Consider the following 26,590-nt stretch of genomic DNA (forward strand, 5'->3'; position numbering starts at 1 on the left):
GTCGGTATCACGTCGGTGCGTGGCGCTCTGTCTGGCAAGGTTTGGGTAAGACATCCCCTGCTCAGATCAGGGGACGCCTGCGATGTCCTTCAAGCTCGATCTGTGCCACATCGGCCAGCGCCTGCAGATCGTGGATGTGCAAGGATCCGTCAGACAAGGTGAGCAGTTGCCGCTGCCGAAGCCGGGCGATTGTCTTGTTGGTATGCACCAGCGACAGGCCAAGCGCATCTGCGATGTCCTGCTGTTTGAAGGGGAAGGGCACGGCGCCATTCTGTTGCATGTTGAGTTCGTCGGCTCTCTGGAACAGGCGCACCATGGCCCACGCCATCGAGGACAAGGCATCGCGCTGTCCGACTGTTGTGAGCGACTCGCCCAGAAAATGCTCTTCGGTGGCGGCGAGCCACGTGATGTCGAACGCCCGCGCGGTCGAGCTTTTGAAGAAGTCGAAAAAATCGCTGCGGTCAAAAACACACAGGGTCATGCGGGTCGTGGCCTCGACCGAATGACCCATCTCGCCCAGCATACCGGCCTGAAGCCCGATGAAATCGCCCGGGAAGATGAAGTTGATCACCTGCCGCTGACCGTCCGGCAGCGTCTTGTATCTCAGCCCCATGCCCCGCAACGCGGTGTAGAGTTGCGGTGCGTTGGAGCCTTCCATAAGTATGGGCGTGCCAGGATCAACAGACAGCTCGCCTGATTTGAAGCGCGCTGTTTTTTTCAATTCGTCCTGCGTCATGTCGTCAAAAATCGACTGGCTGCGCAGCGGACAAGCCTTGCAGTCGGTGGTCATGTAAATCTCCCGGCTATGTCATAGTTTAATGCAAAAACCGTGAAAGGGTTCCATAAGAGGTTTTGGCAATCAGGAAAAACCGCGTTGGACGACCCGCTTTCGGTTGGTATTGTTGTAAAGGACCCGCTGATATCCCAGGATATTGCCGGGATCTTCGGGTTCTGGCAGGCCGGCTCGATCTGCCGCATCTATGAAACGGTGGCTGAGGCGCGGGCGGTTCCTGCCACCTCCTTTGATCCGGAGCTGGTCTTTGTTGCTGCGCAAGGCGGTGTGCTGGAACTGTCGCCGGCAGATTTCGACTGGCTTGAGGCCCGCAATGTGATCACGCTTGATCTGCGTGAGACCGGGCAGTTCAGTCATTGGCAGCATCTCAGCCGTCCGTTTGCTGAGGCGCAGGTGATCCAGGCGGCCTATGAGTTATTGCGTCTGAACGCTGGTGACAGGGCACAGACCGGTTAGCCCCTGGGCGTCTGTCGATCCAAAACAGTTCAATTTGGCGATATTGATCCGCAGGCATTCACCACTCCTTAGAAACGGGTGCGCTACACCCCAAGGACGTTTGTCCGGAGGGGTTTCTGTCGATTTTACGTGCGATAGTGTTCGGTGTGTTCGCCATTGGGGCGATCTGGAGCGCCACCACCTACGGTGTTGAAAGCGCCGTGGACCGTGCGGTCACGCGCGACGCGCTCGAAGATGCGCAGCTTTGGGGCAGCCATATCGCGCAACGTGTGCCTGATCTGGAAAATCTGATCGAAACCGGCAGGCCTGATACAGCGCAGCTGGAAGCGATGGCCGAGATGCGGGCCGTCGGAAACATCTTTCGGTTCAAATTGTTTTCGCCCGACGGTCGGTTGGCCTTCACGTCCGATGATATGTTCCGTGCCAGATATACCGGCGTGGCGGAGGTGGCCGATCCCGCGGCGCTGCTGGTTGCAGCGACGGGCGATGCCAACGTCAAGATCTTTCGGGGGTCCGGCGGCGGTGGTCTGTTTGACCATTATGCGCAGGTGCTGATCCCCTTGCTTGACGCGGAAGGAAGCCAACGGGCGATTGTCGCGGTCTATGTGGACCAGACCCAGACCAGCGCGTATTTCGAGGAAAGTTTCAGCGCCTTCGGCATGATGGTGTCGGTCTTTTGCATGTTGATCTTTGTGGTGCCGAGCCTGGCCTTTTATCTGCAACGGATCATCGCGCAGCGCTCCCGGCGGGATGCGGAGTTTCTGGCACGGTTCGATCCGCTCACCGGGCTGCTGAACCGACGTGAATTTACCAAGCAAGTGAGCGAGGTGATGGCCGAGGGTCGGCTGACCTGTCTGGGCTATCTCGATATTGATCACTTCAAATCCATCAATGACACGCGCGGGCATGCGGTCGGGGACGATTATCTGGCGCATGTTGCAGAGAGGATCCGTGCGGCCTGCGGGCCCGGGGATCTGGTGGCGCGGTTTGGCGGCGATGAGTTCGTCATCGGGTTTCGCGCGACGGAAAAGGACGGGGTGATCGAGCGGATCCGCGATATCTTGAAATCCTGTGCGCAGGATGTGCAAGTGCAGGACGTGCGGATCAGCGCATCGGTCAGCATCGGTTTGGCGGATGTCGCACCGGGAGATACGCTCGATGCCACGCTGAAAAAGGCGGATGCGGCGCTCTATCACGCCAAGGCCGCGGGGCGGAACGATTTTGCGTTTTACGGCAATGAGATGGGTGAGCAGCTTCGCAAGAGGCGCGCGCTGGAGGACAGGCTGCGCGAGGCCGTGCAAAGCGAGCATTTCGATATTCATTACCAGCCGTTGGTCTGCGGAAAGAGCCATGCGCTGATCGGGCACGAAGCTTTGCTGCGCCTGTCGGATCAAGATGGCCATCCGATCCCGCCGTCAGAGTTCATCCCCATGGCGGAGGAACTGGGACTGATCGAAGAGATCGGCAACTGGACCTTGCGCACGGCGATGCAGCAGATGGCGACGCTTGGTCAGCAGACGATGCTGGCGATCAACCTCTCCACGGTGCAGTTCGAGAGCGGCGAGCTTGTGAACACGGTGCGGGAAGCGTTGTCGGAGACGGGATTTCCGGCCCGGCTGCTGGAGTTGGAGATCACCGAGTCGCTGTTGCTGGATGACAGTACCTTTGTCGAGATGCAGATCGACGCGCTCAAGGAAATGGGTGTTACGATTGCGATGGATGACTTTGGCACCGGGTTCTCCAGCCTCAGCTACCTGTGGAAATACGGCTTTGACCGGTTGAAGATTGACCGGTCCTTTGTGGCTGCGCTGGATGAAAACCCCAAACGGTCCCGGGAGATCATCGAATCGGTGGTGATGCTGGGCGCGAAGCTGAATATGAAAGTGACGGCGGAAGGGGTGGAGACGCCCGAGCAGTCAGCGCTCCTGTCGTCGCTGGGGTGCGATGTGCTTCAGGGCTACCTCTATGGCAGGCCCTCAGCGTTGGCTATGACCGAACCTGGTAAGTTAGACGATGCGGATCGCGATGCGGGCTGATGGGCACATGATCTCCCCGCGCGCCTGTCACACGCCGGCGACGGGTTTTGCCAGGATCCACATTGGGTCGCGCTGACCCCGGCACTTCAGCTTTGTGACCTTCGTTTTGCTGAGCGGAGATAGGGCGAGGCATCGTGCTGGTGACCGCTGGCTGGGTGCGATAGGCCCCGAAGCAAGCCGCGGGTTGATGCAGGACGGGCGTGAGGCTCCAAGCCATTGACACCCGGGACGGAAATGGGTCAACGCGCGCGTCGGGACGGTATCGTCTTGTCACCAGATGTCTCGCCCGACAGGATGCCCTGAGCGCTCTGTAGAACCTGCGCGAAAGGCCAGAAATGCATCTTTTGACAGTTCTTGATCATCCCGACCCCGCGTCTTTCAGTGCGGCGGTCGCCGCTCGTGTGATGGCGGGCGCCGCGGCCGCGGGGCACACGACCGAGCTTGCCGATCTGAATGCCGAAGGGTTCGACCCGCGCTGGTCCATGGCCGATATCGAGGCCGACCGGACCGGGACGCCTCCGGCGGATGTGCGGACGGAACAGATCCGGATTGACCGTGCCGACGCCATCGCCTTTGTCTTTCCATTGTTCTGGTGGGGCATGCCGGCGACCATGAAAGGCTGGATGGACCGGATCTGGTCGTGGGGATGGGCGTACGATCAACTGGAAGATCCGGAACAGTCGCTCCAGCGCCCGCGCACCGGGATGCTGCTGGTGCCGGCGGGCGCGCGCTCCGATGAGATGGCGACACTTGGATACCGGGACGCGCTGGAAACCCTGTGGATAAATGGCACCTTTGGGTATTTCGGTTTTGCCGACCGGCGGATCGAGGTGCTCAACGGATCCAAAGGGTCCGCGTCGCGCCGTGAGGCATTGCTCGGCCGTGCCTATGACTGCGGTGCGGCACTGCAGCCGCCGGTCGGGCCCAGCGGATAGTGTCTGGGTCGACCCCCCGTCCTGACGGATTGGCACTCGCTACCCGGTGAAGTTGAAAATATTAGGCAAGACCAGCTTTGTATGGCTGACTCCTCAAGAGTTGCATGCAGATGTGCGATGGAGAGCTGGTTGAGCACATGCCCGATCGGCGCTCTGGGGCCCGGAAATGCGAGGTCAAGGAGACCCGTTTTGCGGGACCCCGCTGACAAGTCCCGCGCGCAGGCGCCTTGCGCTTAACCCTGCAATGCTTTGACGCCTACATCACCGTCGGCCTGAGCCCGGATCGCCAGAGCGGCGGCGTGGCTGCCCGCGGCCGTCGTGAAATAGGGGATCCGGTCGTAGAGCGCGATGGCCCGAATGGATTTGCTGTCCTCCACCGCCTGCGCGCCTTCGGTGGTGTTCATCACCAGATGGACCGCGCCGTCCTTCATCAGATCGGTGATATCAGGGCGACCCTCGTAGACCTTGTTGACAGTCTCTGCCGCCAGCCCGTGGTCGGTCAGCCAACTGGCGGTCCCGCGGGTGGCTATGATGCTAAAGCCCTGATCCAGCAAGATTTTAGCGGCACTGAGCATATCGTCCGTCTTGTCCATATCCTTGATCGACAGGAACGCGCAGCCGGAGCTGGGCAGCATCGTCCCCGCGCCCATCTGCGCCTTGAGAAAGGCCCGGGGGAAATCGCGGTCCCAGCCCATGACCTCTCCGGTAGAGCGCATTTCCGGCCCCAGCAAGGTGTCGACCCCGGGGAACCGGGCAAAGGGCAGCACCGCTTCCTTGACCGAAAACCACGGCATATGGGGGTCGGCCAGCGTCATCGGATCGCCCAATGGCAAGACGTCATCGTAGGCGGCACCGGCGTCATAGGGCGGGCGCTGCGGGAACTCCGCCAGCTTGGCCCCCGCCATGATCCGCGCGGCGATGGAGGCGATGGCGCTGTCGGTGGCCTTGGCGACGAAGGGCACGGTGCGGGACGCGCGCGGATTGACCTCAATGAGGTATATCTCACCCTCTTTGATCGCAAATTGGATATTCATCAGGCCGACCACGTTGAGGGCACGGGCAAGCGCGCGGGTCTGTTCCTCCACGTCGGCGATGATCTCGCGGCTGAGCGAATAAGGCGGCAGCGAACAGGCGCTGTCACCGGAATGCACGCCTGCTTCCTCGATGTGCTGCATGATGCCCGCCACATGCACGTCCGTCCCGTCGCTGAGCGCATCGACATCCAGCTCCACCGCGCCGGAAAGATAGCTGTCGAGCAGCACCGGGCTGTCCCCGGAGACAACCACGGCGGAGGTGATGTAGCGTTCGAGCGAGGCCTGATCGCGCACGATTTCCATGGCACGCCCCCCCAGCACGTAGGACGGGCGGATCACCAGCGGAAAGCCGATATCCTCAGCGATCTCAAGGGCTTCGGCATCAGAGTGGGCGATCCCGTTCTTCGGTTGCTTGAGGCCAAGCGACTGCACCAGCTGCTGAAACCGCTCGCGGTCCTCGGCCAGGTCGATGGCATCCGGGGTGGTGCCGAGAATGGGAATGCCTTCGGCGTGGAGCGCCTGCGCGATCTTGAGCGGGGTCTGACCGCCAAACTGAACGATAACACCGTGGAGCGTGCCGTTGTCCTGTTCGACCCGCAGGATTTCCATCACATGCTCAAAGGTGAGCGGCTCAAAATAGAGCCGGTCGGAGGTGTCATAATCGGTGGAGACCGTCTCGGGGTTGCAGTTGACCATGATGGTCTCGAACCCTGCGTCGGTCAGCGCGTAGCAGGCGTGGCAGCAGCAGTAGTCGAACTCGATCCCCTGGCCGATGCGGTTGGGCCCACCGCCCAGGATGACGACTTTCTTGCGATCCGTGGGGCGGGCCTCGCATTCGGCTTCGTCGAAGACCGGGCTTTCGTAGGTGGAGTACATGTAGGGCGTCTGTGCCTCGAACTCCGCCGCACAGGTGTCGATCCGTTTGAAGACGGCTGTGACGCCTGCGGCACGGCGGGTGCGGCGCACGTCGGCTTCCGACTGGCCCGCAAGATGTGCCAGGCGCGCGTCCGTGAACCCCATCATCTTGAGCTGCCGCAAGCTGGCGGCATCCTCGGGCAGGCCGCTGGCCTCCACCTCCTGCTCGGCCTCGATGATCTCGCGGATGCGGGAGAGAAACCACGGATCGAACTTGGTCACGGCCTGGATCTCGTCGTCCTCCAGCCCTTCGCGCATGGCCTGTGCAATGACGCGAAGCCGGTCGGGGGTCTGCTGGCTGAGCGATTTGATGATCGCCGCCTTGCCGGAAGTGGGGTCGGCGGCGCCGGGGATGTGGATCTCGTCAAAGCCGCTGAGGCCCTGTTCCATGGACGCCAGCGCCTTTTGCAGCGATTCGTGGATCGTGCGCCCGATGGCCATGGCCTCGCCCACGGATTTCATCGCGGTGGTCAGATCCGGCGTGCTACCGGGGAATTTCTCAAAGGCGAATTTCGGGATTTTGGTGACCACATAGTCGATGCTGGGCTCAAAGCTCGCGGGCGTGACCTTGGTGATGTCGTTGTCGAGCTCATCGAGCGTGAAGCCGACCGCGAGCTTGGCGGCGATCTTGGCGATGGGAAAACCCGTGGCCTTGGAGGCCAGCGCCGAGGAGCGGCTGACGCGCGGGTTCATCTCGATCACCACCATGCGGCCATCGGCGGGGTTCACCGCCCATTGCACGTTGGAGCCGCCCGTTTCCACCCCGATCTCGCGCAGCACCGCGATCGAGTGGTTGCGCATGATCTGGTATTCCTTGTCCGTCAGCGTCAGGGCGGGGGCGACGGTGATGCTGTCGCCCGTATGCACGCCCATGGGATCCACGTTCTCGATGGAGCAGACGATGATCGCGTTATCGGCCGTATCGCGCACCACCTCCATCTCGAATTCCTTCCAGCCGAGCAGGCTTTCGTCGACGAGGATTTGCCCGACAGGGGAGGCATCCATACCGGACCGGCAGATCGCCTCATAGTCGTCGCGATTGTAGGCAACGCCGCCGCCGGTGCCGCCCATGGTGAAAGCAGGGCGAATGATGGCAGGCAGTCCGACATCTTCCAGCGCTTCAAGTGCCACTTGAACACCGGCGGCCAAGTCTTTCTTTCCATTGCCATCCATGGGGGCGGTCACGATGGTGGCGCGGGGATTCTCGATCCCCAGCCGGTCCATCGCCTCCCGAAAGAGCTTGCGGTCCTCGGCCATCTCGATGGCGGCGCGTTTGGCGCCAATCATCTCGACATTGTATCTGTCCAGCACGCCCATCTCTTCGAGCGCGAGAGAGGTGTTCAGCCCGGTCTGACCACCCATGGTGGGCAACAGCGCGTCGGGGCGTTCCTTCTCGATGATCTTGGCGACCATCTCGGGCGTGATGGGCTCGATATAGGTGGCATCGGCGAGGCCGGGGTCCGTCATGATCGTGGCGGGGTTGGAGTTCACGAGGATGACGCGGTAGCCTTCCTCCTTCAGCGCCTTGCAGGCCTGCGCCCCCGAGTAGTCGAATTCACAGGCCTGCCCGATCACGATGGGGCCCGCGCCGATGATCATGATCGATTTGATATCGGTTCTCTTTGGCATGTGGCGACCCCCGGGCACACGGGCAGAAAGACTGCCCAAATTGTCCTGCGTTATAGGCAAGCGCTGCCGGGGCGCAAGGGCCGAATGGACCCGGGCCTCAGGCTGTCAGAAAGCTGCGCACGGTCGCTTCGAAGTCCCGCGGCTTTTCCGCGTGCAGCCAGTGACCTGCGCCCGGCAGTTTTGCGAAACGGGCGTTGGGAAAGAGCGCCTTGATCGCCGGGCGGTGGTCACCCGAGACATAGTCGGAAGCGCCCCCGGAGAGAAAGAGCGTCGGTCCGTCAAACGTGCCGTCGATGTCCGGGAAGCCGAGGATCTTGTCCATCTCGGCAGCCAGCACATCGAGGTTCAGCCGCCAGCGCTGCTTGGCCACGTCGAGCGATTGGGTGAAAAAGCTGCGAAGTGCGGCCTCGACGCCCTGCTCTGCCAGCAGTGCATCCGCATCTGCCCGGCGCGTAACGCGGGTCAGGTCAACGGCGCGCATGGCAGTGATGAATTCCATCTGGCTGTGGCTGTAGGTGACGGGCGCGATGTCAGCGACGAGCAGGCGGTCGATCAGTGCGGGACGGGTGGCGGCGAGCACCATGGCCGCTTTGCCGCCCATCGAGTGGCCAACCACATGCGCCGGTGCGCCGATGGCCTCGATCACTTCGGCCAGATCGCCCGCCAGATCGTGGTAGCTGTGGGTGTCCTGCCAGTCGCTGAGCCCGTGGTTGCGCAGATCGACGGTGATCGCCCGGAACCTGTCGCTGAGCCGTTTTGCGATCACGCCCCAGTTGCGTCCGGACCCGTAGAGGCCGTGAACGATCAGCACAGGCGGCGCGTCCGGTGCGCCGAATTCCGAGTGGGCGAGCATGCAAGAGAGCTACCGGATTGCGCCCGAGCGCACCAGCGCTATTGCAAGGTCTGGCGGACTTCGGTCTAGTAGTGGCGGGGGCGCAAATCATGCAACAGATCGAAACCGTCAGCGACGCAATCCACACCCATCTCGGGGTTGGCGGCAAGACACTGGCCCAGCAAATGCGCCGCGCAGGCCGCCTCTTGCCGCGCCACGTGCGGGCGCAGGCCAACCTTCTGGTGCAGGCCGAAGCTCTCTCGGGTAACCCGCGCGTGCAGCGTCAGCTGAGCGCCACGCGCCTGGCGCAGGCCACCACGACGGTGCTGACCCACCTGACGGCAATAGATCGCAAGAAACAGCGCCAGGATCGGTTTTTATCAATTCTCGCCGGCATAGCGGTGCAGATCATCGTGGTGTTCGTCGGGTTTCTCATAGCGCTCCGCACCTACGGTGCAATCTGAAATACCCCTCTGGACCGCTTGCAGCACTGCTCTTTCATCTTGCCAAATAAACTCAATGGCGCGACGCATCCACGCGTCCCGCCGCTGATCTCAAAGCGGCCCGGCCGGCCACTCATCCGCTGCGTCAGAGCGTCGGGTAGATCGGGAACCGCGCGCAAAGCGCTGCGACCTCGGCTTTGACCTTTTGTTCCACCGCGTCGTTACCGTCTTCGCCGTGACCGGCCAGACCGTCCACGACCTCGATGATCCAGTCGGCGATCTGGCGGAATTCGGGTTCCGCAAAGCCGCGGGTGGTGCCCGCAGGAGAGCCCAGACGGATGCCGGAGGTCACCATGGGCTTTTCGGGATCAAAGGGCACGCCGTTCTTGTTGCAGGTGATATGCGCGCGGCCCAGAGCCTTTTCGGTTGCGTTGCCCTTGACGCCCTTGGGGCGCAGATCCACCAGCAGGACGTGGGTGTCGGTACCATGGGTGACCGTATCCAGCCCGCCCTTGATCAACTGATCGCTCAGCGCTTGCGCATTGGCGATGACCTGCTGAATGTAGGCTTTGAAATCGGGGCGCAGGGCTTCGCCAAAAGCCACCGCCTTGGCGGCGATCACATGCATCAGCGGGCCGCCCTGGATGCCGGGGAAAATGGCGGAGTTGAACTTTTTCGCCAGCGCTTCGTCATTTGTCAGGATCATGCCGCCGCGGGGGCCGCGCAGGGTCTTGTGGGTCGTGGTGGTGGCCACATGGGCGTGCGGAAAGGGCGAAGGGTGCTCGCCCGCGGCCACCAGCCCCGCAAAATGCGCCATGTCCACGTGCAGATAGGCGCCCACGCTGTCGGCGATCTCGCGCATGCGGGCAAAGTCGATCTGACGCGGGACGGCGGAACCACCGGCGATGATCATCTTGGGTGTGTGCTCCGCGGCCAGCCGCGCCACTTCCTCGTAGTCAAGCAGGTTGTCCTCGCGCCGTACGCCATATTGCACCGCGTTGAACCACTTGCCGGACTGGTTGGGGCGCGCGCCGTGGGTGAGGTGCCCGCCTGCATCGAGGCTCATGCCAAGGATCGTGTCCCCGGGCTGCAGCAGCGCCTGAAACACCCCCTGGTTGGCCTGGCTGCCGGAGTTGGGCTGCACATTTGCGAAACCGCAGTCAAAGAGCTTGCAGGCCCGCTCAATGGCCAGATCCTCGGCGACGTCCACGAATTGACATCCGCCGTAGTAGCGCCGCCCCGAATAGCCTTCGGCATATTTGTTGGTCATGATGGAGCCCTGCGCCTCCATGACCGCGCGGCTCACGATGTTCTCGGAGGCGATGAGCTCGATCTCGTCGCGCTGGCGGCCCAATTCGTTGCCGATGGCGGCAAAGATGTCGGGGTCGCTCTCGGCAAGAGCGTCGGTGAAAAAGCCGGGGGCGCTGTGTGGGGCGTTCATGGGCGGTGGTCCTCGTGAAGGGCTAAGGGGTGAGGGTGATCTCCGCGCGGAGACGGTCGGGCGGGGCCAAGGGCGTTCGAACGCCCTTGGCGCGGGGTGTCGATGTCCTCTCATACTGTCTCCGCAGCCGCTGCGCAATCGGGCCCGCCGCGGGCATTTCGGCGCAGCGCTGGTCACCGGTAGGGATATATGATTGGGTTCGGGCAGGACGTCGCGGAACGGAAAGCCTATGGCCCAGAAGATCGCCTTTACCGCCAGCCGTGCGGAGGTGGCACAGACCGCTCGCGCGGCCTTGATCACCCGGTATGGCAACGCGGCGCCGGAGGAGGCGGATGTGATCGTGTCCCTGGGCGGGGACGGGTTCATGCTGGAGACGCTGCACAAGGTCCAGAGCCTCGGGATCCCGGTTTACGGGATGAACCGCGGCACGATCGGGTTCTTGATGAACACCTATGCCGAGAGTGATCTGCCCACGCGGCTGGCCGCGGCGGAGGAGGCGGTGCTGAACCCGCTGCGGATGCTCGCCACCCGTGCCGATGGCAGCATCACGGAGGCCTCGGCGATCAACGAGGTATCCCTGCTGCGGGCCGGGCCCCAGGCGGCGAAGCTCAAGATCACGGTGGACAAGCGGCTGCGCATGTCCGAGCTCGTGTGCGACGGTGCGCTGGTCTGCACCCCCGCTGGGTCCACTGCCTACAATTATTCGGCACACGGGCCGATCATTCCCATTGGCTCGGACGTGCTGGCGCTGACCGCCATGAGCGCGTTTCGCCCGCGGCGCTGGCGCGGGGCACTGCTGCCGAAGCAGGCTGTTGTCGAGATCGAGGTGCTGGAGCCCGGCAAGCGGCCCGTCATGGCCGAGGCGGATGCCAACTCCGTCATGGGGGCGGTGAAGGTTGAAATAAGGTCGGATCCGTCGGTGGTGCACCGTATCCTCTTTGATCCGGGGCACGGGCTGGAGGAGCGGCTGATCAGCGAGCAGTTCACATGATCCTGACGCCGGAGCCGGGTCCCGCCGCGCCGCGCGGCCTGTGCACGGATTGCGGCGTGTCGCGCATGCGCGATGCCAAGGCCTGCGGTCGGGCGTGCCAGTTCATTGCGCCTGATTATCCGCGACTGGAGCGCGCGGCACATGGGGAGGTGCCCCCAGATGAGGATACGCGGTTCTTCGGACCCTACCGCGCCATGTACCGCGCTGAGCTGGTGCCCGCCGCGCCGGGCGCGCAGTGGACCGGGCTGACCACCGCCCTGGCCGCCGATCTGCTCGACAAAGGACAGGTGGAGGCGGTGCTGACCGTGGTGCCGGACCCGGAGGATCGCTGGCGCCCGCGCCCTGCACTGATCACCGATGCGGCGGATCTGGCGCAGGCGCGCGGCATGCGCATGGGCTACGCGCCCCTGCTGGCGCTGCTGGAGGAAGCAACCGCACAGGGCATGACACGGCTGGCCGTCATCGGCATTCCCTGCCAGATCTACGCCCTGCGCGCGCTGGAGGCGGAACTTGGGCTCGACAGGCTCTACGTGATCGGCACGCCCTGTTCGGACAACACGACGACGGAGAACTTTCACCAGTTTCTGGCGCTGCTGGACGAGGACCCCGGCAGCATCACCTATCTGGAGTTTCGCGCCGACTACCGGGTGGAGCTGCGTTATGCGGACGGGCGGCAGCGGTTGATCCCGTTTCTCAAACTGCCGATTTCGGATTTGCCGCAGGACTTCTTTCCACTGACCTGCCGTACCTGCGTGGATTACACCAATCGGCTCGCGGACATCACGGTGGGCTACATGGGCGGGCAGGGCGATCAATGGGTTCTGGTGCGCAACGCGCGGGGGGCGGAGATGCTGGCGGGACTGGGAGATCGGGTGCGGCTGGAGGCGCCGGGCTCCGCCGGGCGGCGCGCTGCTGCGGTGAAGGGCTTTGTGGCCAACACGGCGGCGGCCGCCGGTGGGCTGCCACTGCGCCGGATGCCGGAGTGGTTGCGCCCGATTGTCAGCTGGCTGCAGCCCCGGGTCGGGCCGCGGGGGCTCGAATTCGCACGCGCGCGGGTGGAGATGAAAGCTGCCGAAACGGTGCTGCACCTGCGCCGCGCGGCCCCGGCGCGGATGAAGAACATGATCCCCGCCCATGTCTGGGCGCTGGCAGCCCAGTACGGGCTGACACCGAAGCCGGGCGAGACCTCGCCCCCGGGTGAATGAGCCGAGCCAGCGGCTGTCCCCGGCGCGCGGCGCTTGACGGATACCGCCAAAAGCACGCGCGGCCATCGTCTTTGAGGCAGGTGCTATTCTATCCCGTGGCATCGGGCCGTCGCGCCGAGTGGCACCGCACCCGACCTTCCCGCAAAGCAGATGGCATGCGCCATCATTTTATTCGGATCTGCGGGGAACTCATTCGCCGCTGCGTGGTTAATGGTGCAAGGGCATATGATACGCATGTGTCTGGTTCAACGAGATCAACTATCAAAGGAGAGACCAATGAACTGGGACATTATCAAAGGCAACTGGAAACAGATGACAGGGTCGGTGAAGTCCAAATGGGGCGAGCTGACCGACGATGAGGTGGATCAGGTCGAGGGCGACCGCGAGCGTCTCGCCGGGCTTATCCAGGAACGCTATGGTGTAGCCAAGGATGAAGCGGAGCGGCAGATCGACGCCTTTATCGCAGAGAATAAATCAGCTGCGTAATTACCTCGTGGTAGCTGATTGAGAAAGGGCGATCCCCAGCGGGGGTCGCCTTTTTTCGTGGGGCGAGGGGGTGCGCGTTGCCACGCATCCCCTGATACGCTCAGGCAGCGCGCCGCTTGCGCCGCGTGACAAAGCCGACACCGGCAAGGCCAGCCAGCATCAACGGCAAGGACGCAGGCAGCGGCACGGGGCTGGGCACGTCACCGTAGATGATGTCGATAGACGTGCTGCCCAGGGTGGCGCCGTTCGATCCGAACGCGCTGAGGCGGATGGTATATTGGCCCTGGGTCTGCGGATCAAAGCCGACAGGATTGAAGAAGCCAAGGTTCCACGAGTTCTGCGCCACGTTGTTGTTGGCGATCAGACTGCTGTAGCCGAGCGGATTGCTGGTGCCACCGCCGTTGCCGGTGCTGTTGGTACCGATGGCATGGTCAGCAGCAGGCTGGTTGATCGGATCAAAGGTGGTAAAGCTGGTCGCCGCTGTCGGATCATAGTCGATCGCCAGCTGGTAGGTATAGGCGATCAGATTGGTCCCGCCGTTGCCGGAAACGTCCGAATTGACCGACCATTCGAAGTTGAAAGCAGAGCGGTTCGCTGGCGCATTGCTTTGCGCTGGATCGAACGTGTAGGTGCTGGCGCCGTCGTAGTTGAACGTGTTCTCCGGCAAACCGGCCAGATTGTAGCGGACCTTGCCACGCAGCGCGAGCTCGATGTTGTTCACCGAGACGCCGGTAAAGCTGCCGTTGGCGTTGCCGCTGCCAAAGATCACGTCAGGATTGACATTGCCGGTGGCGTTGATCGGTGCTGCCAGAGCCGTTGTGCCGGCGAGGCAGGCGCCCGCGGCTAAAACTGTTAAGTATCGCATGATATCCCTTTTTCGTTTCCCTTGAAAAATGCGCGGCTTTCCGCCGGTCTTGTAATGTTCTTCTAACGGGTGTCATGGGGGCTTGCAACGTTTCGGGCCTGATTTGAGACCCCGCCGCGCGCCAGGGTGGTCCCGTGTTCTGTCAGGCTCCCGTTTGGCGCGCGGCACGGTCGCGATGCCCCCGGGGCTGTCGGATTTGATGCCATACCGGCTGGATCGGGCTTGAGCGCGGCTCATGTCTCTTTCCATGGGCTGTCCTGCCAGTGGTTCACCCGCCGGGTGAGAGGTCTGGCATTGCGCCGGATCAAGGTGCAATTGCCTCTTTCGGCGCTCTGCAGGACGCCAGACCAGCCGTCGCTGGTGCGGCGTTGATCACCGATGTGCCGCTGCGCGCAGGGCGCGATCTTACCCCTTGGCGTAGCCGATGGTTTGCAGCGCGGTGCGAATTTCATCCAGGATCGCGGGATCGTCGATGGTGGCGGGCATCTTGAAATCAGCGCCATCGGCGATCTTGACCACCGTGCTCCGCAGGATCTTGCCCGAGCGGGTCTTGGGCAGTCGGTCCACCACCAGCGCCAGTTTGAAGGCCGCGACGGGCCCGATCTGGTCGCGCACCCGTTTGACGCACTCCGCCGTGATCTCACCGTGGGGCCGGTTGACGCCGGTGGTCAGGCACAAAAGACCCAGCGGCACCTGCCCTTTGAGCGGATCCGCGACGCCCACCACCGCGCATTCCGCCACATCCGGGTGCCCGGCGAGCACTTCTTCCATGGCGCCGGTGGAGAGGCGGTGGCCTGCGACATTGATCACATCATCGGTGCGGGCCATGATATAGAGATAGCCGTCGTCGTCGATCATGCCCGCGTCGCCTGTCTCGTAATACCCGGGAAAGGTGCTGAGATAGCTGTTGCGGAACCTGTCGGTGGCGTTCCAGAGGGTGGGCAGCGTGCCGGGCGGCAGCGGCAGTTTGATGGTAATGGCTCCCAGGGTGCCGGGCGCCTGCCGGTGACCCGCCTCATCCAGGATCTGCACGTCATAGCCGGGCATGGCCACGGTGGGCGAGCCGATCTTGACTGGCAGCGCCTCCAGCCCGGCGGGGTTACCCGCGATGGTATAGCCGGTTTCGGTCTGCCACCAGTGATCATAGACCGGCACGCCGAGCAGATCCTGCGCCCATTCGATGGTGTCGGGGTCCGCACGCTCCCCCGCCAGATAGAGCGCGCGCAGGCACGACAGATCGTATCTCTGACGCTCCAGCCCTTTGGGATCCTCTCGCTTGACGGCGCGGATGGCGGTGGGCGCGGTAAAGAAGCTGCGCACGTTGTGCTCTTCGATCACTCGCCAGAAGGTGCCTGCGTCGGGGGTGCCCACTGGTTTGCCTTCGAACACGACCGTGGTGTTGCCGTGGATCAGTGGCGCATAGCAGATGTAGCTGTGGCCCACGACCCAGCCCACATCCGAGGCGGCCCAGAACACGTCACCGGGATCGCATTGGTAGATGTTTTTCATGGTCCAGTGGAGCGCCACAAGATGGCCCGCGGTCGGGCGCACGACCCCTTTGGGCGCGCCGGTGGTGCCGGAGGTATAGAGGATGTAGGCAGGGTGATTGCCCTCGACCGGCACGCAATCGGCGGGGGTCACGCCCTGCTGAGCCTCGTGCCAGTCGAGGTCCCGTCCCGGGGTCAGATCGGCGGGCGACTGCTCTCTTTGCAGGATGATGCAAACCTCAGGTGTGTGGTTTGCAAACTCGATTGCGCCGTCCAAAAGCGGCTTGTATTCAACGATGCGCCCGGGTTCCAGCCCGCAGGAGGCGGCGAGGATCGCCTTGGGCTGGCAGTCATCGATGCGCACGGCGAGCTCTTGTGCCGCAAAGCCGCCGAACACCACGGAGTGCACGGCACCGATGCGCGCGCAGGCCAGCATCGCTTCCAGCGCTTCGGGGACCATGGGCATGTCGATGATCACCCGGTCGCCCTTGGTGACGCCGCGGGCGACCAGAGCCCCGGCGAGGTTTGCCACACGGGTCTGAAGTTCGGCGTAGGTGAGGGTGGATTTGGTGCCGGTGACCGGGCTGTCGTGGATGATGGCCGGCTGGTCGCCGCGTCCGGTCGCCACATGACGGTCCACGGCGTTGTAGCAGCCATTGGTCAGCCCATCCGCGAACCACTCGTAGAGGTGCTCGCCTCTGTCAAAGAGTGCCCGGCTGGGTTTCTGGGTCCAGTCGATGGTCTCTGACGCCTGCATCCAGAAGCCTTCCGGATCTGCCATGCTGGCCTGATAGACTTCCCGGTATGTCATACGCCTGCTCCCCCGTCGCACTGCTGGGCTATGGTTACGCGCAAGCGGTGGCGGAGGGCAAGAGGGCCGCGCGTCAAGGTGCGGCTGTCCACCAGCCAGTCCCGGGGGGCCAGCGGCGGGCCGTAGCGAAACGCGCGGTGTGTCGTGCTCTGTGTGGGATGGTTCAGGGCAGCCTAGCGGCCACCGAGGCGGGCGTCGTTTTTCAGTTCAGAGGCAGCGGCCTGGCAGCTCCCCGGGCTGTCGACCAGACAGCGTTGCGATCTGTTACGCCATTCGACGCGCGACACATCATAGACCCGCTCGCCCACCTGCAGGGTCTGAGTGCGTACGGTCAGCGTATCGCGTTCGTGCTGGATGGTGCTGGTGCGTTCGGAGATAACCTCGGCGCAGGCGCTCAGGCTCAGGACCGCTGCCAGGGCGAAAAATCTGATTGAACTACGTGTCATCACCAATGTCCTTTACCTGCAAGAGAATGGCGGGGACGACATGCCTCCCGTCTGGGTGAAAATGGGGCGCCAACGGCAGAGATCAATGCGTGCGGATGCTGCCACACAAAGGTGTCAGCCGTAGTGATCGACCGGCGTGCCCGCGATGGCGGACATGTTCAGCAAGCCCCGCGCGGTGATGGAGGGCGAGACGATATGCGCCCGGTTGCCCATGCCCATCAGAATGGGCCCGACCTCCAGCCCGCCGCCTTTCATCTTCAGGATGTTCCGCACGCCGGAGGCCGCATCGGCGTGGGCAAAGACCAGCACATTGGCGGCCCCTTCCATCCGGTTGCCGGGCAGGATGCGCGCGCGCAGTTCCGGATCCAGCGCCGTGTCGATGTTCATCTCGCCCTCGTAGCAGAAATCGTAATCGCGCTCGTCCAGCAGCCGGATGGCGGCCCGCAGCCGCCCGCCGGTGCCGTCGCCCTGATTGCCGAACTGCGACTGGGAACAGAACGCGATGCGCGGCTCGATCCCGAAGCGGCGCACGTGCCGGGCGGCACCGCAGGCGATCTCTGCGATCTGATCGGGGTTCGGGTGCAGGTTGACCTGTGTGTCCGTCACGAAGAGAGGCCCATCCTCCAGGATCATCATGGACAGCGCGCCGACCGGGTGCAGCGCGCCCCGACCGAGGATCTGATCCACGTAGTTCAGATGCCAGCGAAATTCGCCGAAGGTGCCGCAGATCAGGCTGTCGGCCTCGCCCCGGTGGACCATCACCGCACCGATGGCCGTGGTATTGGTGCGCATGATGGCGCGCGCGATGTCGGGGCTGGCCCCGCGCCGGGCCATCAGCTCGTGATAGGTCTCCCAATAGTCGCGGTAGCGCGGGTCGTTCTCGGGGTTGACCAGATCCACGTCCTTTTCCAGCCGTAGGGTCAGACCGGCGCGCGCGATGCGGCTCTCGATCACCTCGGGCCTGCCGATGAGGATCGGGCGTTCGGTGGTCTCCTCCAGCATTGCCTGTGCGCACCGCAGCACCCTTTCGTCCTCGCCTTCGGCAAAGACGATGCGGCGCGGGGCCAGACGCGCGGCCTGAAACACGGGCCGCATCAGCAGCGCGGATTTGAAGACGGAACCGTCGAGTTTCTGGCGGTAGGCCTCCAGATCTTCGATGGGGCGGGTGGCCACACCCGTCTCCATCGCCGCCCGCGCGACCGAAGACGAGACTACGCCCACCAGCCGCGGATCGAAGGGTTTGGGGATCAGGTAGTCCGCCCCGAAGGTCAGCTGCTCACCCTGGTAGGCGGCGGCGGCCTCGGCGGAGGTCGTGGCACGTGCCAGCTCTGCAATGCCGTCGATACAGGCCAGCTCCATCTCGTCGTTGATGGTGGTGGCCCCCACATCCAGTGCGCCGCGAAAGATAAAGGGAAAGCACAGTACGTTGTTGACCTGATTGGGAAAATCGCTACGACCTGTGGCGATGATCGCGTTGGGTGCGATCTCGCGCACCAGATCGGGCAGGATCTCCGGCGTGGGGTTGGCCAGCGCAAAGATGATGGGGCGCTCGACCATCTGGCCTACCATCTCCGGCGTCAGCACCCCGGGGCCGGAAAGCCCCAGAAAGAGATCGGCACCCGGGATGACATCCGCGAGGGTGCGCAGATCAGAGGCTTGTGCAAAGGCGGATTTGGAGGGGTTCATATCCACCTCGCGCCCTTCATGGACCAGCCCGTGGATGTCACAGAGCCAGACGTTTTCGCGCTGCACCCCCATCTTGAGCAGCATGTTCAGACACGCGATGCCCGCCGCGCCGCCCCCGGTGGAGACGATCTTGATGTCTTCAAAGGATTTGCCCGCCACGTGCAGCGCGTTCTTGACGGCGGCTCCCACCACGATGGCGGTGCCGTGCTGGTCGTCGTGGAACACGGGGATGTTCATGCGCTCGCGGCAGATCCGCTCGACCGTGAAACAATCAGGCGCCTTGATATCCTCAAGGTTGATCGCCCCGAAGGTGGGCCCGAGCGCGCAGACGATATCGGCCAGCTTTTCGGGGTCGGCCTCGTCCACCTCGATGTCGAAACAGTCGATGCCCGCGAATTTCTTGAAGAGCACCGCCTTGCCCTCCATCACCGGTTTGGAGGCGAGCGCGCCGATATTGCCCAGACCCAGCACCGCCGAGCCGTTGGAGACGACGGCCACCAGATTACCGCGCGCGGTGTAGCGGGCGGCCGTGCTGGGGTCTGCCTTGATTTCCAGGCAGGCTTCGGCGACGCCAGGCGAATAAGCACGGGCCAGATCGCGCCCGTTGGCCAGTGGCTTGGTGGCGCGGATCTCCAGCTTTCCGGGCTTGGGGTATTCGTGATAGTCGAGGGCTGCCTGGCGCAGATTGTTCGGATCGCTCATGGTCTTGTGGCCTCCCCTGATGTGGTTGAGTGTTAGCGGGTTTCGGCAGAAGGGCCAAGTATCTCATTGAGATACCGGGGCTGCAGGGGGTCGGGGCATGTCGCGTCAGGGCGAGTGCGAAGGGGGAAGAGGGTGAGCGAGATCAGGGCAGAGGTGCTGTTGCCGACGCAGGAGCTGCGCGACGACATCCCGTTTTTCACGAAGACCTTGGGCATGCGGATGGAGATGATCTACCCCGCGGATGATCCGTCGGCCGCGGTGTTCTCCGGTCACGGGTTGCGGGTCCGGGTGGAGAAGGGGGCGGATGTGCCGCCCGGCATCTTGCGGATCTTGACGGAGGATCCGGACGCTTTTGCGAAAGGCGCGCGCGATCTTGTGGCACCCAATGGCACGCGGGTCGAGATCCATCCGCTGCACACGCCGCTGGTGATGCCCGAGACGGTGCACAGTTTTGTGGTGCGGCGGTTGGCGGATCAGGCACCCTGGATCATCGGGCGGGCGGGCATGCAGTACCGCGATCTCATTCCCGACAGGCTGGGCGGCTCGATCATCGCGAGCCACATCCGGATCCCCGATGGTGGTCCGGTGCCGGATATGGTGCACTACCACACGGTCGGGTTTCAGCTGATCTTTTGCTACCGCGGCTGGGTCGATCTGGTCTACGAGGATCAGGGAGAGCCCTTTCGGCTGCACCCGGGCAACTGCGTGATCCAGCCACCCGAGATCCGGCACCGGGTGCTCTATGCCTCTGATAACATTGAGGTGATCGAGATCGGTGTGCCCGCCGAGCATGTGACGACCATTGATCATGAGATGACCTTGCCCAACGGCCCTGCGCGTCCCGACCGGGTGTTTCAGGGGCAACGTTTCGTCCATCACCGGGCCGAGGGCGCACCGTGGCAGCCCTTCCGTGTGCCGGGATTTCAGAGCCGCGACACCACGATTGCGGCCCATACGCGGGATGTGGCGGGCGTGCATGTGGTGCGAGCGGGGCAGGGCGCGGCACCTTGGGTGCGGCACGGGGCCGACATCCTGTTCACCTTCGTGATGGCGGGGGAAATGACGCTGGAGGGAGACGAGCAGGCGCCGCACGCCCTGACCGCGGGCGATGCCTTTGTGGTGCCGCCGGGCATGGCGACACGCTACCGGGACGTCAGCGCCGATCTGGAACTGCTGGAGGTGGCCCTGCCCGGCGCCTTCCGGACGGATGTATTGCCGGATGGCCCCTGAAGGTCAGTCGAGCTCGTGAACTTCCCGCAGCGCCGCGATCCGCTTTTGCGCCTGCGCTTCGGTCAGATTGCCGTCAAAGGGCTCGCCCGTCTTGTCGCAAAGCGCGCGCAACTCCGCCGCGGTCTGCTCCGTGATCTCGCCGCTGTCTGTCTCCGCCAACCCGATGGATTGCGGGCCTGCCACGATATCAGCTGGTTGTTTGGTGCTCATGGAAAGGTCTCCCTCTGCTGTGATTTCGATGATTTCTATGGGCAAAACAGGCAGGCTTGACTAAAGGTTCCCGGGTAAGGGGAAGGAGCGACATGACATCGGATCTGAAAGACGCCGCGACCGCGGTGCGCGCGCATGCCTACGCGCCTTACTCCGGGTTCAAGGTGGGAGCAGCCGTGCGCGGGGCGTCGGGTCGGGTCTATGTGGGTTGCAACGTGGAGAACGTGGCCTACCCAGAAGGCACCTGCGCCGAAGCCGGGGCCATCGCCGCACTGGTGGCGGCGGGCGAGACGGCGCTGACGGAGGCTTATGTGATCGCCGCCTCGCCCGAGCCGGTGACACCCTGCGGCGGTTGCCGCCAGAAACTGGCGGAGTTTGGCGCGGGCGATGTGCGCGTGACCATGGCGACCACGGCGGGGGTGGAGCGGGTAATGACGGTCGCTGATCTCTTGCCCGGTGTGTTCAGCACGGTTCACATGGGCAGCTGAGGGTGGCGGGCGTGCAGGATCTGCTGGGTCGCCTGCGCCATGGTAGGGCGCTTGAGCCGGGCGATATGGACCGGATTGCGCAACAGCTGGCGGACGGCGGGCTGAGCGACGCACAGGCGGGCGCGTTGTCCATGGGGCTGTGCATCCGCGGGCTGGACGATGCCTGCCGCGTGGCACTGACACTGGCCATGCGCGACAGCGGGCGCGTGCTGTGCTGGGACCTGCCGGGGCCCGTGCTCGACAAGCACTCCACCGGCGGTGTCGGCGACTGTGTCTCGCTGTTGCTGGCACCGATGCTGGCGGCCTGCGGTGCCTATGTGCCCATGATCTCCGGGCGCGGGTTGGGCCATACCGGTGGCACGCTCGACAAGCTCGATGCGATACCCGGGCTCGTGACCCAGCTGGACGAGCCTCGGTTCCGGGATGTCGTCGCGCAGGCGGGCTGTGCGATTGTCAGCGCCAGCGCCGACATCGCCCCGGCGGACAAGCGGCTTTATGCGGTGCGGGATGTGACCGCCACCGTCGATAGCCTCGATCTGATCACCGCGTCGATCCTGTCCAAGAAGCTGGCAGCGGGGCTGGAAGGTCTCGTGCTCGACGTCAAGATGGGCAGCGGGGCCTTCATGAAGGATCTGGCCAGCGCCCGCGACCTGGCAGGCGCGCTGGTGGAGACGGCGAATGCTGCCGGCTGTCCGACCCGCGCCGTGATCAGCAATATGAACGAGCCGCTGGCCCCCAGCCTCGGCAATGCGCTGGAAGTGGCAGAGGTGATGGCCGTACTGACCCGTGGTGATGTGCAGACGCCGCTGGCGACGCTGTCGATTGCGCTGGGGGCCGGCTTGCTGGCCGGGTCAGGGCTGGCGTCAGATGTGGAGGCAGGTGCGGGCCAGCTGACGGCGGCGCTTGGCGACGGGCGCGCGGCGGAGCGGTTCGGCAGGATGATCGCTGCCATGGGCGGACCGGTGCGCTTTGTGGAGGACTGGCAGCGCTTTCTGCCCGAGGCGCCTGTGATCTGCGAGGTCAAGGCCGCATCGGCGGGATACGTCGGTGCCATTGATGGCACGGCCCTCGGCATGGCCGTGGTGCATCTGGGCGGTGGCCGCCGGGTCGAGAGTGATGCGGTGGATCCGGGCGTTGGCCTCGCGCAGGTTGTGCGTCTGGGCCAGTGGATCGAGGCGGGCCAACCGCTCTGCGTCGTCCACGCGGCGCGCGGCGATGCGGCGGACCGTGCCGCGGCCGCGGTGCGGCAGGCCATTGTGTTGGCACCCGAGGCACCCGCCCGTGAGGCATTGATCATCGAGAGGGTGGGCTGATGGCGCGCGCATTTCTGGTGGTAATGGACTCCGTCGGGATCGGTGGCGCGCCCGATGCCGAGCAGTACAGCAATGGCGCTGTCGCCGACACCGGGGCCAATACCGTGGCACATATTGCCCAGGCCTGCGGTCGGGGCCTGGCCTCCGACGGGCGGCTGGGGCCACTGCGCCTGCCGACGCTGGACGCCATGGGGCTGGGCCGTGCGGTCCATCTGGCCAGCGGTGCCCCGGCGCTGGGCCTCGGGCGGGAACCGCAGGGCAGCTGGGGTGTCGCAACCGAGGTATCCCGCGGCAAGGACACTCCCTCCGGGCATTGGGAACTTGCGGGCGTGCCGGTGCCGTGGGACTGGCACTATTTTCCCGATACCGATCCCGCCTTTCCGCCGGATCTGGTGTCGCAGGTCGCGTCGCTCGCGGGGACCGACGGGATCCTTGGCAACTGCCACAGCTCCGGCACGCTGATCATCGAGCGGCTGGGGGCGGCGCATATCCGAACCGGCAAGCCGATCTGCTATACCTCGGCGGATTCAGTCTTTCAGGTTGCCGCACATGAGGACACATTCGGCCTCGACCGGCTGTTGTGGCTCTGCGAGACGCTGGCACCCGCGCTGCATGACATAAAGGTTGGACGGGTGATTGCGCGACCGTTCAAGGGCGGGCCGGAGAGGGGGTTCGTGCGCACCCCCAACCGCCGGGATTACTCGGTGGCACCACCCGCGCCGGTTCTGACGAACTGGGTTCAGGATGCAGGGCGTCGGGTCTACGGGTTGGGCAAGATCGGCGACATCTTTTCGATGCAGGGGATCGACCGCGTCCGAAAGGGGCCCGATGAGCGGTTGATGGCGCATCTGCATGATCTTGTTGCCAGCGCAGAAGACGGCAGCCTGGTCTTTGCCAATTTCGTCGAGTTCGACAGCCTCTATGGTCACCGGCGCGATGTCTCCGGTTATGCCCGCGCGCTGGAGTGGTTTGATACTCAGATCGGGGCCTTGCTGCCAAAGCTGCGGGAGGATGACATGCTGCTGCTGACTGCGGATCACGGCAATGATCCCACCTGGGTTGGCACAGATCATACCCGCGAACGGGTGCCGGTGCTCATCGCCGGACCCGGTCGGGAAACCTTGGGTCATATCGGTTTTTCCGATGTGGCCACCATCGTGGCGCGGCATCTGGGCGTGCCGGTGCCGGACTAGGACAGCGCCCGCTTGCGGCGCCCCGGTCTCCGGCGCTACACCGGCACCAACGCCCGGCTGCCGGGTCTGCAACGAGGAAGCCTGCCATGTCCGATCATCTCACCGTCGTCGATCACCCGTTGGTCCAGCACAAGCTGACCATCATGCGCGACCGCGACACGCCGACAGCTGTCTTTCGGCAGTTGTTGCGCGAGATCAGCCAGCTTTTGGCCTATGAGGTCACCCGGGGTCTGCCGATGACCACAAAGCGGATCGAGACCCCGATGCAGAGCATGGAGGCGCCCACGCTGGCGGGCAAGAAACTGGCGCTAATCTCGATCCTGAGAGCGGGCAACGGCTTGCTCGACGGTGTGCTGGAGTTGATCCCCTCGGCGCGCGTCGGCTTCGTCGGGCTCTACCGGGATGAGGCGACGCTGCAGCCGGTACAATACTATTTCAAAGTGCCCGAAGGCCTGGATGACCGGCTGGTGATTGCGGTGGATCCGATGCTGGCCACGGGGAATTCCTCTGCGGCGGCGGTGGATCTGCTGAAGAAAGCGGGGGCCACCAACATCCGCTTTCTGTGCTTGCTGGCCGCGCCGAAGGGTGTTGCGCGGATGCGCGAGGCGCACCCCGACGTGCCCATCGTGACCGCGGCCGTGGACACGCAGCTCAACGATGTAGGCTATATCGTGCCTGGTCTGGGGGATGCGGGCGACCGCATGTTTGGCACAAAATAGGGCCACTGCTTGCTTTTCGGGCAGGGCTGGGGCAGGGTTTCGCCGGTAACCGCTTGAGGCTCTTATGAAAATCATTGCAGCGCTCATTCTTGCCATGCTGATGGCACCCGTGCCCGCACCGCTTCGCGCGCAGAGCTCCGCGGCACCGCAGGAGTTTCCGCCGGCGAGCTTCACGGGGCGTCAATATGTGGACAGCGCCGGATGTGCCTTTATTCGGGCGGGGAGCCCGGGGGCGGTGCAGTGGGTACCGCGGGTCACGCGCCAACGGCGGCAGGTCTGCGGTCAGACACCGACCTTTGCGCGCGCACCGGCACCTGCGGCCCAAACCGCGCCACGGGCGGCGATTGTCCTGACGCCCGCACCGGTGGCCCGCCCGGGGGTTGCCAACCGCGCGCCCGGTGCCGCGCCGTCCGCTCGGGCCACCGGCCTGGTAGGCACGGTGGTGACACCCGACACGGCAGCGGCCAAAGGGGTCTCACCCCTGACCCGGGTGATTCCCAAACACCTGTACGAGCGACACCGCAACGCACGCAAGACCACCGTGCCCCCCGGATACCGGTCCGTTTGGGAGGACGACCGTCTGAACCCGCGCCGCGCCGAGCAGACGCTGCAAGGCCACCAACAGATGCGCGAGATCTGGCGGCCCGGCGTACCAACCCGGCCCGCTGACTAGGACTGACATGGCCTGGCCGCGGGAGGGTCGTCCGGGGAGAAAGGCCTTCGAAGGCCTTTCGGCGCAGACTGTACAGGGTGCGCCTTGCCGGTCCGCGGTTTTTATTGCGATCAGCATCCAGGCGGGAAAACGGCGTTTCGAAACGCCGTTGCCGTGTGTCGCCGGTAGTTTGAGCGAAAAGCCGGTGCAGCGTGCGGGAAGGATTTCCAGTCGCACGAAGGTGCTTTGCCCCTGAAAAACCGGCCGACCCGATCCGCGTCACTGCGTCATCGCGGATCCCGCAGCGAGACGGACCTGACGAACCGCGCTCTTTCTGGAGCGCCCGTCCCCAAACCTGATACGTCCGGTGTCAGTATGGAACCGCCGCCCATTTTGCCAAAGGCAAACCTCCGGTTTGACGAGGGCGGAACGGTGCGGCGCACCAGTACCTGTTGCCGGGGCGCTCTGACCCAAAGCGGGGTCTCTGGGGTTTTTGGCTGGTCGCTCTAGCCTCCACAGATCCCCTGCAGCCGCAGCCAGTCCGCATCGCTGAGCAGGGCCTTGCCCGTTTGCTCGGCCATCGGATCGGCTTCGACCAAAGGCAGCACCGTCTCGCCGGTGATGTCACGCGCATAGGCATAGGGGGTGCTGCGCACCCCTGCCTCGGCAAACACGGCCAGAAGCGCCCCGGGCGCGGGGTCGACCCTGGGCTGGGTCAGCATGTATTCGGCATAGGCGTCGAGTGTTTCGGGCGCGATACGGCCCGTGGTGAGCAATTGGAAACTCGCCCGTGCGCCCGCCACCGCGAGCAGATCCGCCAGCGGATCCTGAGTGCGTGCGGCCCACGCCTCAACCAGCGCGAACCCGGCCGCCACATCGGGTTCCTCGAAGTCTTCCACCAACGCCCGGTCCAGCAGGATATGTCCGCCCGGCAGATGCAGGCTGGTGGTGATGCCCCCGGGCAGGATGCTGATCGGTCCGGTGCCGAGGCGGGCGCGCAGGGTGCTGAGCGCACGGCGTCCCGCGCTGTTGGCACAGGCTGCCCCGGCCATCCGTTCAATCCGGCTCAGCAGCGCTGCCCCGATCTCCGCCCGTTTGACCTGTGGCACGACCGTCGTGGCATGGCGGTTCAGCGCCTGTGGCACGCACAACACCCCCGCCAGCGCAACAGCCCCCAACGACAGCCCCAATCCCAGCCAGCGCAGCCGCCCGGGCCGTGGGCGCGCCCGCTCCACCGCGCGGCGCAGCGTCTCGATGGCCTCGATCATCTGCGCCTCATCCGTGCCGAGCTCCAGCGTCTCGCCAGGATCCCCCTCGGGGTAGAAAAGCGCGGGCCGCTCGCCCGGATTGACGCGCTGGATGGCGGCCAGCGACCAGTGGGTCAGAGGCCGGTCGCCCAGATCCGCAATGGTCAGCGTCGCCTCGCCGATGGAAATCACGACCTCACGGCGCTGATCCTCGGGCGTCGCACGCCAGAGCGCCGTGGCCTCGAGCCGTTCATATCGTGTCAGGGCCGTTTTCACCGAAAGGTTGCTGCTCGCTTGATGCTTTGCGTCAGCCTATCACCCCGGTCGTCGCGGCGGCAATGGCCG

At 64.4% G+C, this 26,590-nt stretch carries 23 protein-coding genes; 13 read left to right on the forward strand and 10 right to left on the reverse strand.

Translation table 11 applies throughout. The features are described 5' to 3' along the window. Positions 1–61 precede the first annotated feature (61 nt). The gene (locus tag Q1A53_RS17700) at positions 62–790 is read right to left on the reverse strand and encodes a Crp/Fnr family transcriptional regulator (protein ID WP_299968978.1); all 729 of its coding nucleotides are present in this window, start codon (positions 788–790) and stop codon (positions 62–64) included. 84 nt (positions 791–874) lie between these two features. On the opposite strand from Q1A53_RS17700, the gene Q1A53_RS17705 reads away from it, so the two are divergent. From Q1A53_RS17705 to Q1A53_RS17715, 3 genes are all read left to right on the forward strand, one after another. Next, positions 875–1,249 carry a hypothetical protein gene (locus Q1A53_RS17705; protein ID WP_299968979.1) on the forward strand — a complete coding sequence of 125 codons (375 nt, stop codon included), beginning with the start codon at positions 875–877 and terminating at the stop codon, positions 1,247–1,249. A gap of 146 nt (positions 1,250–1,395) precedes the next feature. Beyond that, a complete protein-coding gene (locus Q1A53_RS17710) occupies positions 1,396–3,285 on the forward strand; it encodes a bifunctional diguanylate cyclase/phosphodiesterase (protein WP_299968980.1) in 1,890 nt (629 codons plus the stop codon). A gap of 335 nt (positions 3,286–3,620) precedes the next feature. Continuing rightward, complete coding sequence (locus Q1A53_RS17715) at positions 3,621–4,220, forward strand: NAD(P)H-dependent oxidoreductase (protein WP_299968981.1); 600 nt, start codon at positions 3,621–3,623, stop codon at positions 4,218–4,220. A 233-nt stretch (positions 4,221–4,453) separates the two neighbouring features. Here the strand turns inward: Q1A53_RS17715 and carB are convergent, their stop codons facing one another. Then, on the reverse strand, positions 4,454–7,798 hold the full coding sequence (carB, locus tag Q1A53_RS17720) for a carbamoyl-phosphate synthase large subunit (RefSeq protein WP_299968982.1): 3,345 nt from the start codon (positions 7,796–7,798) through the stop codon (positions 4,454–4,456). 97 nt (positions 7,799–7,895) lie between these two features. Continuing rightward, entirely contained in the window at positions 7,896–8,651 is a 756-nt protein-coding gene (locus tag Q1A53_RS17725; protein ID WP_299968983.1) for an alpha/beta fold hydrolase, read from the reverse strand. 89 nt (positions 8,652–8,740) lie between these two features. Between Q1A53_RS17725 and Q1A53_RS17730 the strand changes: the two genes are divergently transcribed. Then, positions 8,741–9,094: a hypothetical protein gene (locus Q1A53_RS17730; RefSeq protein ID WP_299968984.1), complete on the forward strand. Its 354-nt coding sequence runs from the start codon at positions 8,741–8,743 to the stop codon at positions 9,092–9,094. 124 nt (positions 9,095–9,218) lie between these two features. Here Q1A53_RS17730 and glyA read toward each other — a convergent pair whose 3' ends face one another. Next, a complete protein-coding gene (gene glyA, locus Q1A53_RS17735; protein ID WP_299968985.1) occupies positions 9,219–10,514 on the reverse strand; it encodes a serine hydroxymethyltransferase in 1,296 nt (431 codons plus the stop codon). Between the two features lie 229 nt (positions 10,515–10,743). Between glyA and Q1A53_RS17740 the strand changes: the two genes are divergently transcribed. The 3 genes from Q1A53_RS17740 (at position 10,744) to Q1A53_RS17750 (ending at position 13,196) form a co-directional block, all read left to right on the forward strand. Beyond that, a complete protein-coding gene (locus tag Q1A53_RS17740; RefSeq protein WP_299968987.1) occupies positions 10,744–11,505 on the forward strand; it encodes an NAD kinase in 762 nt (253 codons plus the stop codon). Then, positions 11,502–12,710 (forward strand): Coenzyme F420 hydrogenase/dehydrogenase, beta subunit C-terminal domain, encoded by a 1,209-nt coding sequence (locus Q1A53_RS17745; protein WP_299968989.1) that lies wholly within the window; start codon positions 11,502–11,504, stop codon positions 12,708–12,710. The genes Q1A53_RS17740 and Q1A53_RS17745 overlap by 4 nt, the downstream gene beginning before the upstream one ends. A gap of 276 nt (positions 12,711–12,986) precedes the next feature. Then, complete coding sequence (locus Q1A53_RS17750) at positions 12,987–13,196, forward strand: CsbD family protein (RefSeq protein WP_299968991.1); 210 nt, start codon at positions 12,987–12,989, stop codon at positions 13,194–13,196. A gap of 100 nt (positions 13,197–13,296) precedes the next feature. Here the strand turns inward: Q1A53_RS17750 and Q1A53_RS17755 are convergent, their stop codons facing one another. The 4 genes from Q1A53_RS17755 to Q1A53_RS17770 form a co-directional block, all read right to left on the reverse strand. Continuing rightward, the gene (locus Q1A53_RS17755; protein ID WP_299968993.1) at positions 13,297–14,061 is read right to left on the reverse strand and encodes a VPLPA-CTERM sorting domain-containing protein; all 765 of its coding nucleotides are present in this window, start codon (positions 14,059–14,061) and stop codon (positions 13,297–13,299) included. A gap of 405 nt (positions 14,062–14,466) precedes the next feature. Beyond that, the gene (locus tag Q1A53_RS17760) at positions 14,467–16,359 is read right to left on the reverse strand and encodes a propionyl-CoA synthetase (protein WP_299968995.1); all 1,893 of its coding nucleotides are present in this window, start codon (positions 16,357–16,359) and stop codon (positions 14,467–14,469) included. A 173-nt stretch (positions 16,360–16,532) separates the two neighbouring features. Further along, on the reverse strand, positions 16,533–16,805 hold the full coding sequence (locus Q1A53_RS17765; RefSeq protein WP_299968997.1) for a hypothetical protein: 273 nt from the start codon (positions 16,803–16,805) through the stop codon (positions 16,533–16,535). A 114-nt stretch (positions 16,806–16,919) separates the two neighbouring features. Continuing rightward, complete coding sequence (locus Q1A53_RS17770) at positions 16,920–19,193, reverse strand: NADP-dependent malic enzyme (protein ID WP_299968999.1); 2,274 nt, start codon at positions 19,191–19,193, stop codon at positions 16,920–16,922. Between the two features lie 132 nt (positions 19,194–19,325). Between Q1A53_RS17770 and Q1A53_RS17775 the strand changes: the two genes are divergently transcribed. After that, on the forward strand, positions 19,326–20,423 hold the full coding sequence (locus Q1A53_RS17775; protein ID WP_299969001.1) for a cupin domain-containing protein: 1,098 nt from the start codon (positions 19,326–19,328) through the stop codon (positions 20,421–20,423). Positions 20,424–20,426: 3 nt separating this feature from the next. Here Q1A53_RS17775 and Q1A53_RS17780 read toward each other — a convergent pair whose 3' ends face one another. Further along, positions 20,427–20,633, reverse strand: a complete 207-nt coding sequence (locus Q1A53_RS17780; protein WP_299969003.1) for a DUF3072 domain-containing protein — start codon at positions 20,631–20,633, stop codon at positions 20,427–20,429. Positions 20,634–20,725: 92 nt separating this feature from the next. On the opposite strand from Q1A53_RS17780, the gene Q1A53_RS17785 reads away from it, so the two are divergent. The 5 genes from Q1A53_RS17785 to Q1A53_RS17805 all read left to right on the forward strand — a co-directional run bounded on the left by Q1A53_RS17785 (position 20,726) and on the right by Q1A53_RS17805 (position 25,019). Then, entirely contained in the window at positions 20,726–21,121 is a 396-nt protein-coding gene (locus Q1A53_RS17785; protein WP_299969005.1) for a cytidine deaminase, read from the forward strand. A gap of 2 nt (positions 21,122–21,123) precedes the next feature. Next, positions 21,124–22,434: a thymidine phosphorylase gene (locus Q1A53_RS17790; RefSeq protein WP_299969006.1), complete on the forward strand. Its 1,311-nt coding sequence runs from the start codon at positions 21,124–21,126 to the stop codon at positions 22,432–22,434. Further along, positions 22,434–23,627, forward strand: coding sequence for a phosphopentomutase (locus tag Q1A53_RS17795; RefSeq protein ID WP_299969008.1), 1,194 nt, complete (start codon positions 22,434–22,436; stop codon positions 23,625–23,627). The genes Q1A53_RS17790 and Q1A53_RS17795 overlap by 1 nt, the downstream gene beginning before the upstream one ends. A gap of 86 nt (positions 23,628–23,713) precedes the next feature. Further along, positions 23,714–24,346, forward strand: a complete 633-nt coding sequence (upp, locus tag Q1A53_RS17800; protein WP_299969010.1) for a uracil phosphoribosyltransferase — start codon at positions 23,714–23,716, stop codon at positions 24,344–24,346. A gap of 64 nt (positions 24,347–24,410) precedes the next feature. After that, a complete protein-coding gene (locus Q1A53_RS17805) occupies positions 24,411–25,019 on the forward strand; it encodes a hypothetical protein (RefSeq protein WP_299969012.1) in 609 nt (202 codons plus the stop codon). A 485-nt stretch (positions 25,020–25,504) separates the two neighbouring features. On the opposite strand, the gene Q1A53_RS17810 is transcribed toward Q1A53_RS17805, so the two are convergent. Next, positions 25,505–26,521: a hypothetical protein gene (locus Q1A53_RS17810; RefSeq protein ID WP_299969014.1), complete on the reverse strand. Its 1,017-nt coding sequence runs from the start codon at positions 26,519–26,521 to the stop codon at positions 25,505–25,507. Positions 26,522–26,590 lie beyond the last annotated feature (69 nt).

This window comes from uncultured Roseobacter sp., from assembly GCF_947496515.1.
Taxonomy (GTDB): domain Bacteria; phylum Pseudomonadota; class Alphaproteobacteria; order Rhodobacterales; family Rhodobacteraceae; genus Roseobacter.

What these genes read in the sequence shown, in the direction of transcription:
- Q1A53_RS17700 (WP_299968978.1), bottom strand. Translation starts at nt 790, where the DNA reads ATGACCACCGACTGCAAGGCTTGTCCGCTGCGCAGCCAGTCGATTTTT.
- Q1A53_RS17715 (WP_299968981.1), top strand. Translation starts at nt 3,621, where the DNA reads ATGCATCTTTTGACAGTTCTTGATCATCCCGACCCCGCGTCTTTCAGT.
- carB (WP_299968982.1), bottom strand. Translation starts at nt 7,798, where the DNA reads ATGCCAAAGAGAACCGATATCAAATCGATCATGATCATCGGCGCGGGC.
- Q1A53_RS17725 (WP_299968983.1), bottom strand. Translation starts at nt 8,651, where the DNA reads ATGCTCGCCCACTCGGAATTCGGCGCACCGGACGCGCCGCCTGTGCTG.
- Q1A53_RS17730 (WP_299968984.1), top strand. Translation starts at nt 8,741, where the DNA reads ATGCAACAGATCGAAACCGTCAGCGACGCAATCCACACCCATCTCGGG.
- glyA (WP_299968985.1), bottom strand. Translation starts at nt 10,514, where the DNA reads ATGAACGCCCCACACAGCGCCCCCGGCTTTTTCACCGACGCTCTTGCC.
- Q1A53_RS17740 (WP_299968987.1), top strand. Translation starts at nt 10,744, where the DNA reads ATGGCCCAGAAGATCGCCTTTACCGCCAGCCGTGCGGAGGTGGCACAG.
- Q1A53_RS17745 (WP_299968989.1), top strand. Translation starts at nt 11,502, where the DNA reads ATGATCCTGACGCCGGAGCCGGGTCCCGCCGCGCCGCGCGGCCTGTGC.
- Q1A53_RS17750 (WP_299968991.1), top strand. Translation starts at nt 12,987, where the DNA reads ATGAACTGGGACATTATCAAAGGCAACTGGAAACAGATGACAGGGTCG.
- Q1A53_RS17755 (WP_299968993.1), bottom strand. Translation starts at nt 14,061, where the DNA reads ATGCGATACTTAACAGTTTTAGCCGCGGGCGCCTGCCTCGCCGGCACA.
- Q1A53_RS17760 (WP_299968995.1), bottom strand. Translation starts at nt 16,359, where the DNA reads ATGACATACCGGGAAGTCTATCAGGCCAGCATGGCAGATCCGGAAGGC.
- Q1A53_RS17765 (WP_299968997.1), bottom strand. Translation starts at nt 16,805, where the DNA reads ATGACACGTAGTTCAATCAGATTTTTCGCCCTGGCAGCGGTCCTGAGC.
- Q1A53_RS17770 (WP_299968999.1), bottom strand. Translation starts at nt 19,193, where the DNA reads ATGAGCGATCCGAACAATCTGCGCCAGGCAGCCCTCGACTATCACGAA.
- Q1A53_RS17780 (WP_299969003.1), bottom strand. Translation starts at nt 20,633, where the DNA reads ATGAGCACCAAACAACCAGCTGATATCGTGGCAGGCCCGCAATCCATC.
- Q1A53_RS17785 (WP_299969005.1), top strand. Translation starts at nt 20,726, where the DNA reads ATGACATCGGATCTGAAAGACGCCGCGACCGCGGTGCGCGCGCATGCC.
- Q1A53_RS17795 (WP_299969008.1), top strand. Translation starts at nt 22,434, where the DNA reads ATGGCGCGCGCATTTCTGGTGGTAATGGACTCCGTCGGGATCGGTGGC.
- upp (WP_299969010.1), top strand. Translation starts at nt 23,714, where the DNA reads ATGTCCGATCATCTCACCGTCGTCGATCACCCGTTGGTCCAGCACAAG.
- Q1A53_RS17805 (WP_299969012.1), top strand. Translation starts at nt 24,411, where the DNA reads ATGAAAATCATTGCAGCGCTCATTCTTGCCATGCTGATGGCACCCGTG.